This window comes from uncultured Azohydromonas sp. (assembly GCF_937926365.1).
In the GTDB taxonomy this organism is placed as follows: domain Bacteria; phylum Pseudomonadota; class Gammaproteobacteria; order Burkholderiales; family Burkholderiaceae_C; genus Azohydromonas.
The window spans coordinates 1-10,992 of sequence record NZ_CALAOH010000253.1; the positions used below are offsets into that span (position 1 = coordinate 1).

General features: G+C 65.1%; 6 protein-coding genes. 1 reads left to right on the forward strand and 5 read right to left on the reverse strand.

All coding sequences use genetic code 11. The features are described from left to right. Positions 1-126 precede the first annotated feature (126 nt). From fusA to rpsL, 3 genes are all read right to left on the reverse strand, one after another. A complete protein-coding gene (fusA, locus tag Q0741_RS28025; RefSeq protein ID WP_298236484.1) occupies positions 127-2,229 on the reverse strand; it encodes an elongation factor G in 2,103 nt (700 codons plus the stop codon). A gap of 69 nt (positions 2,230-2,298) precedes the next feature. Then, the gene (gene rpsG, locus Q0741_RS28030; protein ID WP_028998896.1) at positions 2,299-2,769 is read right to left on the reverse strand and encodes a 30S ribosomal protein S7; all 471 of its coding nucleotides are present in this window, start codon (positions 2,767-2,769) and stop codon (positions 2,299-2,301) included. A 179-nt stretch (positions 2,770-2,948) separates the two neighbouring features. Continuing rightward, a complete protein-coding gene (gene rpsL / locus Q0741_RS28035) occupies positions 2,949-3,323 on the reverse strand; it encodes a 30S ribosomal protein S12 (RefSeq protein ID WP_169158628.1) in 375 nt (124 codons plus the stop codon). Between the two features lie 337 nt (positions 3,324-3,660). Between rpsL and Q0741_RS28040 the strand changes: the two genes are divergently transcribed. Beyond that, complete coding sequence (locus Q0741_RS28040) at positions 3,661-4,185, forward strand: putative toxin-antitoxin system toxin component, PIN family (protein WP_298236485.1); 525 nt, start codon at positions 3,661-3,663, stop codon at positions 4,183-4,185. Between the two features lie 71 nt (positions 4,186-4,256). On the opposite strand, the gene rpoC is transcribed toward Q0741_RS28040, so the two are convergent. Beyond that, positions 4,257-8,495 carry a DNA-directed RNA polymerase subunit beta' gene (gene rpoC, locus Q0741_RS28045; protein ID WP_298236486.1) on the reverse strand — a complete coding sequence of 1,413 codons (4,239 nt, stop codon included), beginning with the start codon at positions 8,493-8,495 and terminating at the stop codon, positions 4,257-4,259. 21 nt (positions 8,496-8,516) lie between these two features. Continuing rightward, positions 8,517-10,992 (reverse strand): DNA-directed RNA polymerase subunit beta (gene rpoB, locus Q0741_RS28050; RefSeq protein WP_298236487.1); only part of this gene is annotated, 2,476 nt, incomplete at its 5' end.

A 10,992-nucleotide genomic window follows, 5' to 3' on the forward strand; every position in this document is an offset into this window, starting at 1 on the left:
CCCCCCCTGCCACTGGCAGCAGACGGTGCACCCACCGGAGACCGGCTTGAATTCTTTGGGCGCGGCCGGAGCCGCGCCGCAGGCTTGAAGGGCGCGCCGCAAGGCACACCCACACACCGGCTCGGCTTACTTGCCGCGAGCGGTGATGATGGCGTCGGCCACGTTCTTCGGAGCTTCAGCGTAGTGCTTGAACTCCATGGTGTACGTGGCACGGCCCTGCGACATCGAGCGCAGCGTGGTCGAGTAGCCGAACATCTCGGACAGCGGTACTTCCGCCTTGATGATCTTGCCGCCGCCGACCATGTCGTCCATGCCCTGCACCATGCCGCGACGGGACGACAGGTCGCCCATCACGGAGCCGGCGTAGTCCTCGGGCGTTTCCACCTCGACGGCCATCATCGGCTCCAGGATCACCGGGCTGGCCTTGCGGCAGGCTTCCTTGAAGCCCATCGAGGCGGCCATCTTGAAGGCGTTTTCCGACGAGTCCACTTCGTGGTACGAACCGAAGGTCAGCGTGACCTTCACGTCCACCACCGGGTAGCCGGCCAGCACGCCGTTCGGCAGGGTGTCGATGACGCCCTTTTCCACCGCCGGGATGTACTCACGCGGCACCACACCGCCCTTGATGGCGTCGACGAACTCGAAGCCCTTGCCCGGCTCCTGAGGCTCGACCGTGAACACCACGTGGCCGTACTGGCCCTTACCGCCGGACTGACGCACGAACTTGCCTTCGACGTCCTCGGCCTTCTTGCGGATGGTCTCGCGGTAGGCCACCTGCGGCTTGCCGACGTTGGCTTCCACGCCGAACTCGCGCTTCATGCGGTCGACGATGATCTCCAGGTGCAGCTCGCCCATGCCGGAGATGATGGTCTGGCCCGACTCTTCGTCCGTCTTGACGCGGAACGAGGGGTCTTCGGCGGCCAGGCGGCTCAGGGCGATGCCCATCTTCTCCTGGTCAGCCTTGGTCTTGGGCTCCACGGCCTGCGCGATCACGGGCTCGGGGAAGACCATCTTTTCCAGCGTGACGATGGCTTCAGGGTCGCACAGGGTCTCGCCCGTGGTGACTTCCTTCAGGCCCACGCAGGCGGCAATGTCGCCGGCCAGAATTTCCTTGATCTCTTCGCGCTGGTTGGCATGCATCTGCAGGATGCGGCCGATGCGCTCCTTCTTGCCCTTGATCGGGTTGTAGACGGTGTCGCCCGACTTCAGCACGCCCGAGTACACGCGCACGAAGGTCAACTGGCCGACATAGGGGTCGGTCATCAGCTTGAACGCCAGCGCGGCGAACTTCTCGTTGTCGTCAGCCTTGCGGGTGACTTCCTTGTCGTCCTCGTCCGTACCGGCCACGGGCGGGATATCCACCGGCGACGGCAGGAAGTCGATGACGGCGTCGAGCATGCGCTGCACGCCCTTGTTCTTGAACGCGGTGCCGCACAGCATCGGCTGGATCTCGGTGGCGATGGTGCGCGCACGCAGACCCTGCTTGATCTCGGCCTCGGTCAGCTCGCCCGTCTCGAGGTACTTGTTCATCAGTTCCTCGGACGACTCGGCAGCGGCCTCGATCATGTTCTCGCGCCACTTCTGGCAGTCGGCCTCGAGGTCCGCCGGGATGTCGGCGTAGTCGAACTTCATGCCTTGCGAGGCCTCGTCCCAAATGATGGCCTTCATCTTGAGCAGGTCCACCACGCCCTTGAAGTTTTCCTCGGCACCGATGGGCACGACGATAGGCACGGGGTTGGCCTTCAGGCGCGTCTTCATCTGGTCATAGACCTTGAAGAAGTTGGCGCCGGTGCGGTCCATCTTGTTGACGAAGGCCAGGCGCGGCACCTTGTACTTGTTGGCCTGGCGCCAGACGGTCTCGGACTGCGGCTGCACGCCACCCACGGCGCAGTACACCATGCAGGCGCCGTCGAGCACGCGCATGGAACGCTCCACCTCGATGGTGAAGTCCACGTGGCCCGGGGTGTCGATGATGTTGAAACGATGCTCCGGATAGGACAGGTCCATGCCCTTCCAGAAGCAGGTGGTCGCAGCGGAGGTGATGGTGATGCCCCGCTCCTGCTCCTGCTCCATCCAGTCCATGGTGGCAGCGCCGTCGTGGACTTCACCGATCTTGTGGTTCACGCCCGTGTAGAACAGGATCCGCTCGGTCGTGGTCGTCTTGCCGGCATCGATGTGCGCCGAGATACCGATGTTGCGGTAGCGCTCGATGGGGGTCTTGCGGGACATGGTGTCACTCCAAATACAGGGGCCGCCCGCGGGTTGGTACTAACCCTTGGGCGGCCGGAACAGACGAGTTTAGAAGCGGAAGTGCGAGAAGGCCTTGTTGGCTTCGGCCATGCGGTGCACTTCGTCACGCTTCTTCATGGCGCCGCCACGGCCTTCGCTAGCTTCCAGCAGTTCGTTTGCCAGACGCGCCGCCATGGACTTCTCGCCACGCTTGCGGGCCGAATCCTTGAGCCAGCGCATGGCCAGGGCCACGCGGCGCACGGGGCGAACTTCCACGGGAACTTGGTAGTTCGCACCGCCAACGCGGCGGGATTTCACCTCGACCATCGGCTTGACGTTGTTCAGCGCGATCATGAAGACCTCCAGCGGGTCTTTGCCGGCCTTCTTCTCGACCTGCTCCAGCGCGCCGTAGATGATGCGCTCGGCCACGGCCTTCTTGCCGGACTCCATGACGACGTTCATGAACTTGGACAGATCGACCGAGCCGAACTTCGGATCGGGCAGGATCTCGCGCTTGGGTACTTCGCGACGACGTGGCATTTCTATTCCTTTGACTTCAGCTGGCAGGCGCTGTGTTGACTGCTTGCTGCCTGCCGCGGAGACCGCTCACCGGCACTCCACTTACTCGGCCGCCTGACTTCACTCAGGATTTCAGGACAACCGCGACACGCCCGGCAACGGCCTTTTCGACCGCCATCCCGGCAATTGACGGACCCCGATTACTTCTTGGGCCGCTTGGCGCCGTACTTCGAGCGCGATTGCTTGCGGTCCTTGACGCCCTGCAGGTCCAGCGAGCCGCGCACGATGTGGTAGCGCACGCCCGGAAGGTCCTTCACGCGGCCGCCACGCACGAGCACCACCGAGTGCTCTTGCAGGTTGTGGCCTTCACCGCCGATGTAGGAGATGACCTCGAAACCGTTGGTCAGGCGCACCTTGGCGACCTTACGCAGCGCCGAGTTCGGCTTCTTGGGGGTCGTCGTGTAGACGCGGGTGCAGACGCCACGGCGCTGCGGGCCGCCCTGCATGGCAGGCGACTTGGACTTCGTGGGCTCGGTCTCGCGACCGTAGCGCACGAGTTGGTTGATGGTTGGCATAGGACTTGTTCCCGTTTGAAGTCACACCTGCGCCACCACCCACCACAACGGCCTAACCTGGGGTTAGGCGTCGCAGTGGGCGATGGCGTCTTGTTCTTCCGGAAGAGGCCGAGCACTCCAAGTTCTGGAGACGGGCCCGAAGCCGCAAAGTGTTCGCGGTGAGCCGCCCGACAAAGAGCGCAGCAGGGTCTGCCGAAAAGCCGGCGATTATAGTCCGAGCATCTAGCTGTGTGCAAGTTGTCCACAAGCCGCTACCAGTCTCTGCATGTGAGATCTGCACGCCCTGGCCCGCGGCCTCGCCAACCGCCTCTTCCCGCCCGTTCCAGAAGCCTTTGCCATGTCCGACACACTGTCTGCGCCGTCCTTTCCCATCACCGCGGGCCACGCCCTGCCGCGGACGGCGCACACCAGGAACGGAGAAATCCCGGCCGCCGTGCTGGACAGCAACGCCGTACTGGACTGGCTGCTCTTCGGCGACCCGTCGATGCAGCGGCTGGGGCAAGCCATCCGCGCCGGCCATTGCCGCTGGATCGTGACGTCGGCGCTGCGTGATGAACTCGAACACGTGTTGGCTCGCGGCCTGCGCAGCCGTCCACAGGCCGACGCCGGACCGCTCTGGGAGACCTGGCAACAACTGACTTGCCTGGTGGAGCCGCCTGCCGACGCACCACCGCCGCCCGGTCTGCGCTGCACCGACGGCGATGACCAGAAGTTCCTGGCCGTCGCGCTCGCACATAGCGCACGCTGGCTGGTGAGCCGTGACCGCGCCCTGCTGAAGCTGCGGCGCCGCGCCCGCGAGCGCGGGCTGCTGATCCTCACACCAGCGCAGTGGTCGCTGGAGACAACGGCAGCGCCGGGCTGAAGAGCCCGCCGCGCCGGCAATGAAAAAGGCGGCCGAAGCCGCCTTTTGCTGGAGAGTCAGCCCGAAGCTGCTCAGCCCTGACCTTCACCGGACGGCGCGGCCGGGGTTTCGCCCTCGTCCACGTGGGCCAGCTGCACGGCGGCGAGCTCTTGCGCTTCCTGCATCGCAATGGCGCGGCGCTCGTTCTCGTCCATGTCCTCCTTGGCCTTGCGCGCCTGGTGATACGCCATGCCGGTGCCCGCCGGGATGAGGCGGCCGACGATGACGTTCTCCTTGAGACCGCGCAGCTCGTCGCGCTTGCCCATGATGGCAGCCTCGGTGAGCACCCGCGTCGTCTCCTGGAACGAGGCGGCGGAGATGAAGGAGTCGGTGGACAGCGACGCCTTCGTGATGCCCAGCAGCACGTCGGCGTAGGTCGCGGGCACCTTGTTCTCGGCACGCAGCTTGTCGTTGGTATCGAGCAGCTCGGAGCGCTCCACCTGCTCGCCGGCGATGTAGGAGCTCTCACCCGGGTTGACGATCTGCACGCGGCGCAGCATCTGGCGAACGATCACCTCGATGTGCTTGTCGTTGATCTTCACGCCCTGCAGACGGTAGACGTCCTGCACCTCGTCGACGATGTAGCGTGCCAGCTCTTCCACACCCAGCAGGCGCAGGATGTCCTGCGGATCGGCCGGACCGTCCACGATGGACTCGCCCTTGTTCACCACCTGGCCTTCGTGCACGAGGATGTTCTTGTCCTTGGGGACCAGTTCCTCGTAGACCTTGCCGTCCGGATCGGTGATCTGCAGGCGCACCTTGCCCTTGGTCTCCTTGCCGAAGGACACCGTGCCGGTGATCTCGGCCAGGATGCCCTTGTCCTTGGGTGACCGGGCTTCGAAGAGCTCCGCCACACGCGGCAGACCGCCGGTAATGTCGCGGGTCTTCTGGCCTTCCACCGGGATACGCGCCAGCACTTCACCAGGCGCCAGGTCCTGGCCGTCGCGCACCTGGATCAGCGCGCCGACCTGGAAGCCGATCGTCACCGAGTGGTCGGTGCCGGGGATCTTGACTTCCTGGCCCATGGCGTCGAGCAGCTTCACCTGCGGACGCACCACCTTGGCGGCGCCACGGCGCTTCGGGTCGATCACCACCAGCGTGGACAGGCCGGTGACCTCGTCCACCTGCTTGGCCACCGTCACGCCTTCCTCGACGTTCTCGAACCTCGCCTTGCCGGCGAATTCCGTGATGATCGGGCGGGTCAGCGGGTCCCAGTTCGCCAGGACGGTGCCAGCTTTGATGGTCTGGTCCGCCTTGACGTTCAGCGTCGCCCCGTACGGCACCTTGTGGCGCTCGCGCTCGCGGCCATGCTGGTCGGAGATGACGATCTCGCCCGAACGCGAAATCACCACCAGCTCGCCCTTGCCGTTGGTCACGTAGCGCATCGTCGGGTTGAAGCCGATGATGCCGTCCGACTTGGCTTCCACGCTGGAGGCCACCGCCGCACGCGAGGCCGCGCCACCGATGTGGAAGGTACGCATCGTCAGCTGCGTGCCCGGCTCACCAATCGACTGCGCGGCGATCACGCCCACGGCCTCGCCGACGTTGACCAGGCCGCCACGGCCCAGGTCACGGCCGTAGCACTTGGCGCACAGGCCGAAGCGCGTGGCGCAGGTCAGCGGCGTGCGCACCTTGACTTCGTCGGCGCCGGCGCCCTCGATGGCGTCCAGCGCGTCCTCGTCGAGCATGCTGCCCGCCGGAACCAGCACTTCCTGCGTCTCAGGGTGCACCACTTCCACGGCCGCGACACGGCCCAGGATGCGGTCGCGCAGCGACTCGATGACTTCACCACCTTCGACCAGCGCACGCATGGCGATACCGTGCTCGGTAGCGCAGTCGTCCTCGGTGACCACCAGATCCTGCGTCACGTCCACCAAACGGCGCGTCAGGTAGCCGGAGTTCGCCGTCTTCAGCGCCGTATCCGCCAGGCCCTTACGGGCGCCGTGCGTGGAGATGAAGTACTGCAGAACGTTCAGGCCTTCGCGGAAGTTCGCGGTGATGGGCGTCTCGATGATCGAGCCGTCCGGCTTGGCCATCAGGCCGCGCATGCCCGCGAGCTGGCGGATCTGGGCGGCGGAGCCCCGCGCGCCGGAGTCGGCCATCATATAGATGGAGTTGAACGACTCCTGGTCCACCTCGTTGCCGTTGCGGTCCATGACCTTCTGCTTGGCCAACTGGCTCATCATGACCTTGCCAACTTCGTCGCCGGTCTTGCCCCAGATGTCCACGACCTTGTTGTAGCGCTCGCCGGCAGTCACGAGACCCGAGACGTACTGCTGCTCGATCTCCTTGACCTCGCGCTCCGCGCGTTCGATCAGGCCGTGCTTTTCCTTCGGCACCAGCATGTCGTCGATGGCGATGGAGATGCCCGCGCGCGTGGCCAGGCGGAAGCCTGACTGCAGCAGCTTGTCGGCAAACACCACCGTCTCCTTCAGGCCGCACTTGCGGAAGGAGGCGTTGATCAGACGCGAGATCTCCTTCTTCTTCAGCGCCTTGTTCATGTTGCTGAAGGGCAGCCCCTTGGGCAGGATCTCCGACAGCAGCGCGCGGCCCACCGTGGTCTCGACGAGCTTGGTCTCGGGCGTGAACTCGCCCGAGTCCTTGTCCTTCGTCCACTCGGTGAGGCGCACGCTGATCTTGGCGGTGATCTCCACCACGCCGTTGTCCAGCGCGCGCTGCACCTCGGGCACGTCGGAGAAGATCAGGCCCTCGCCCTTGCCGTTGGTGCGCTCGCGGGTGGCGTAGTACAGGCCCAGCACCACGTCCTGCGACGGCACGATGGAGGGCTCGCCGTTGGCCGGGAACAGCACGTTGTTGGAGGCCAGCATCAGGGTGCGGGCTTCCATCTGCGCCTCAATGGACAGCGGCACGTGCACAGCCATCTGGTCGCCGTCGAAGTCGGCGTTGAAGGCTGCGCACACCAGCGGGTGCAACTGGATCGCCTTGCCCTCGATCAGCACCGGCTCGAAGGCCTGGATGCCCAGACGGTGCAGCGTGGGGGCGCGGTTGAGCATCACCGGATGCTCCTTGATCACCTCTTCGAGGATGTCCCACACCACCGGCGTGCCGGATTCGACTTCCTTCTTCGCCGCCTTGATGGTGGTGGCGATGCCCATCGCCTCCAGGCGCGAGAAGATGAAGGGCTTGAACAGCTCCAGCGCCATCAGCTTGGGCAGTCCGCACTGGTGCAGCTTGAGCGTCGGGCCCACCGTGATCACGGAACGGCCCGAGTAGTCCACGCGCTTGCCCAGCAGGTTCTGGCGGAAGCGGCCGCTCTTGCCCTTGATCATGTCGGCCAGCGACTTCAGCGCGCGCTTGTTCGCGCCCGTCATCGCCTTGCCGCGGCGGCCGTTGTCCAGCAGCGAGTCCACCGCCTCCTGCAGCATGCGCTTCTCGTTGCGCACGATGATCTCGGGCGCCTTGAGCTCCAGCAGCCGCGCCAGGCGGTTGTTGCGGTTGATGACGCGACGGTAGAGGTCGTTGAGGTCGGAGGTCGCGAAGCGGCCGCCGTCCAGCGGCACCAGCGGACGCAGGTCCGGCGGCAGCACCGGCAGCACGTCCAGCACCATCCAGTTCGGCTTGATGCCCGACTTCTTGAAGGCCTCCATCACCTTCAGGCGCTTGGAGTTCTTCTTGACCTTGAGCTCCGAGCCGGTCATGTCGCCGCGCAGCTTCTCGATCTCGACGTCGAGGTCCATCTCCTCGAGCAGCTGCTTGATGCCCTCGGCGCCCATGAGCGCGATGAACTCGTCACCGTGCTTGTCGCGCTCGACCTCGTATTGGTCCTCGGAGAGGATCGAGAACTTCTTCAGCGGGGTCATGCCGGGATCGACCACGACATACGCTTCGAAGTACAGCACGCGCTCAATGTCGCGCAGCGTCATGTCCAGCACCAGGCCCAGACGCGACGGCAGCGACTTCAGGAACCAGATGTGCGCGCAGGGCGCGGCCAGGTCGATGTGCCCCATGCGGTCGCGGCGCACCTTGGTCTGCGTGACCTCGACGCCGCACTTCTCGCAGATCACGCCGCGGTGCTTCAGGCGCTTGTACTTGCCGCACAGGCACTCGTAGTCCTTGATCGGGCCAAAGATCTTGGCGCAGAACAGGCCGTCACGCTCGGGCTTGAAGGTGCGGTAGTTGATGGTCTCGGGCTTCTTCACCTCGCCGAAGGACCACGAGCGGATCTTCTCGGGCGACGCCAGCCCGATCTTGATCGCGTCGAAGTGTTCATCCGGGGTGAACTGCTTGAAAAGGTCCAAAAGTCCCTTCATGCCTAACTCCTTGTCCGTTCCTTAGTTGCGCTCGAGCTCGATGTCGATGCCGAGCGAACGGATTTCCTTGACCAGCACGTTGAACGACTCGGGCATGCCCGCCTCGATCGAGTGCTCGCCCTTGACGATGTTCTCGTAGACCTTGGTGCGGCCGTTCACGTCGTCAGACTTCACGGTCAACATCTCCTGCAGCACATAGCTCGCGCCATAGGCCTCCAGCGCCCACACTTCCATCTCACCGAAGCGCTGGCCACCGAACTGGGCCTTGCCGCCCAGCGGCTGCTGCGTCACCAGCGAGTACGGACCCGTGGAGCGGGCGTGCATCTTGTCGTCCACCAGGTGGTGCAGCTTGAGCACGTGCATGTAGCCCACGGTCACCGGGCGCTCGAACTGCTCGCCGGTGCGACCGTCGCACAGATAGGCCTGCGTGCGCGTGGGCGTGAGGCCCTTGCGCGCCGCGATGTCGTCCGGGTAGGCCAAGTGCAGCATGCCGCGGATCTCTTCCTCCTTGGCACCGTCGAACACCGGGGTGGCGAAAGGCACGCCCTTGGAGAGGTTCTGCGCCATCTCCACGATTTCGTCGTCGCTGAGGTGGTCGAGCTTCTCGGTCTTGCCGCCGGACTGGTTGTAGAGCTGATCCAGGAACTGGCGCAGCTCCGCCACCTTGGCCTGCTGCTGCAGCATGTCGCCCAGACGCTGGCCCAAGCCCTTGCCGGCCCAGCCCAGGTGCACTTCCAGCACCTGGCCCACGTTCATGCGCGAAGGCACGCCCAGCGGGTTGAGCACGATGTCGGCAGGGGTGCCGTCGGCCATGTAAGGCATGTCCTCGATCGGAACGATCTTGGACACCACGCCCTTGTTGCCGTGACGGCCGGCCATCTTGTCGCCAGGCTGCAAACGGCGCTTGACGGCCAGGTACACCTTGACCATCTTGAGCACGCCCGCGGGCAGCTCGTCGCCCTGCGTGAGCTTCTTGCGCTTCTCTTCGAACGCGAGATCGAAGCTGTGTCGCGTCTGCTCCAGCGAGTTCTTGATCGACTCCAGCTGGTTGGCGATGTCCTCTTCAGCTGGTCGCACGTCGAACCAGTGGTACTTCTCGACGCCCGAGAGGTACTCCTTGGTCAGCACGGTGCCCTTGGCGATTTTCTGCGGACCGCCGTTGGCCACTCGGCCCACCAGCAGCTTCTCGATACGGTCGAAGGCATCGGCCTCGACGATGCGCAGCTGGTCGTTGAGGTCCAGACGGAAACGCTTCAGCTCATCATCAATGATCTGCTGAGCGCGCTTGTCGCGCTGGATGCCCTCGCGGGTGAACACCTGCACGTCGATGACGGTGCCGCTGGTGCCCTGGTCCACGCGCAGCGACGTGTCCTTCACGTCGGAGGCCTTCTCGCCGAAGATCGCGCGCAGCAGCTTCTCTTCCGGCGTCAGCGTGGTCTCGCCCTTCGGCGTGACCTTGCCCACCAGCACGTCGCCCGGGCCGACCTCGGCGCCGATGTAGACGATGCCCGACTCGTCCAAGCGAGCCAGCTGCTGCTCGGACAGGTTGGGGATGTCGCGCGTGATTTCCTCGGAGCCCAGCTTGGTGTCGCGGGCCATCACCACCAGCTCCTCGATGTGGATCGAGGTGTAGCGGTCCTCGGCGACCACACGCTCCGAGATCAGGATCGAGTCCTCGAAGTTGTAGCCGTTCCAGGGCATGAACGCGACCAGCATGTTCTGGCCCAGCGCGAGCTCGCCGATGTCGGTGGAGGCGCCGTCGGCAATGATGTCCTCGGCCGCCACCTTGTCGCCGCGCCGCACGATGGGACGCTGGTGGATGTTCGTGTTCTGGTTGGAACGCTGGTACTTGATGAGGTTGTAGATGTCCACACCGACCTCACCGGCCACCGTCTCCTCGTCGTTGACGCGGATCACGATGCGGTTGGAGTCGACGTAGTCCACCACGCCGCCACGGCGGGCAGCCACCACGGTGCCGGAATCCTTGGCCGCCACGCGCTCCACGCCCGTGCCGACGAAGGCCTTTTCCGGACGCAGCGTCGGCACGGCCTGGCGCTGCATGTTGGCGCCCATCAGTGCGCGGTTGGCGTCGTCGTGCTCCAGGAAGGGCACCAGCGAGGCCGCCACCGACACGATCTGCGCCGGCGCCACGTCCATGTACTGCACGCGCTCGGGCGACAGCAGCACCGACTCGCCCTTCTCGCGCGCCGACACCAGCTCGTCCACCAGCTGGCCGTTCTCGTCCAACGTGGCGTTGGCCTGGGCGATGACGTACTTGCCTTCCTGGATGGCGGACAGGTAGTCGATCTGGTCGGTGACGCGGCCGTTTTCCACGCGACGGTACGGCGTCTCCAGGAAGCCGTATTCGTTGAGCTGCGCGTACAGGGCCAGCGAGTTGATCAGGCCGATGTTCGGACCTTCAGGCGTTTCGATCGGGCACACGCGGCCGTAGTGCGTCGGGTGCACGTCGCGCACCTCGAAGCCGGCGCGCTCGCGG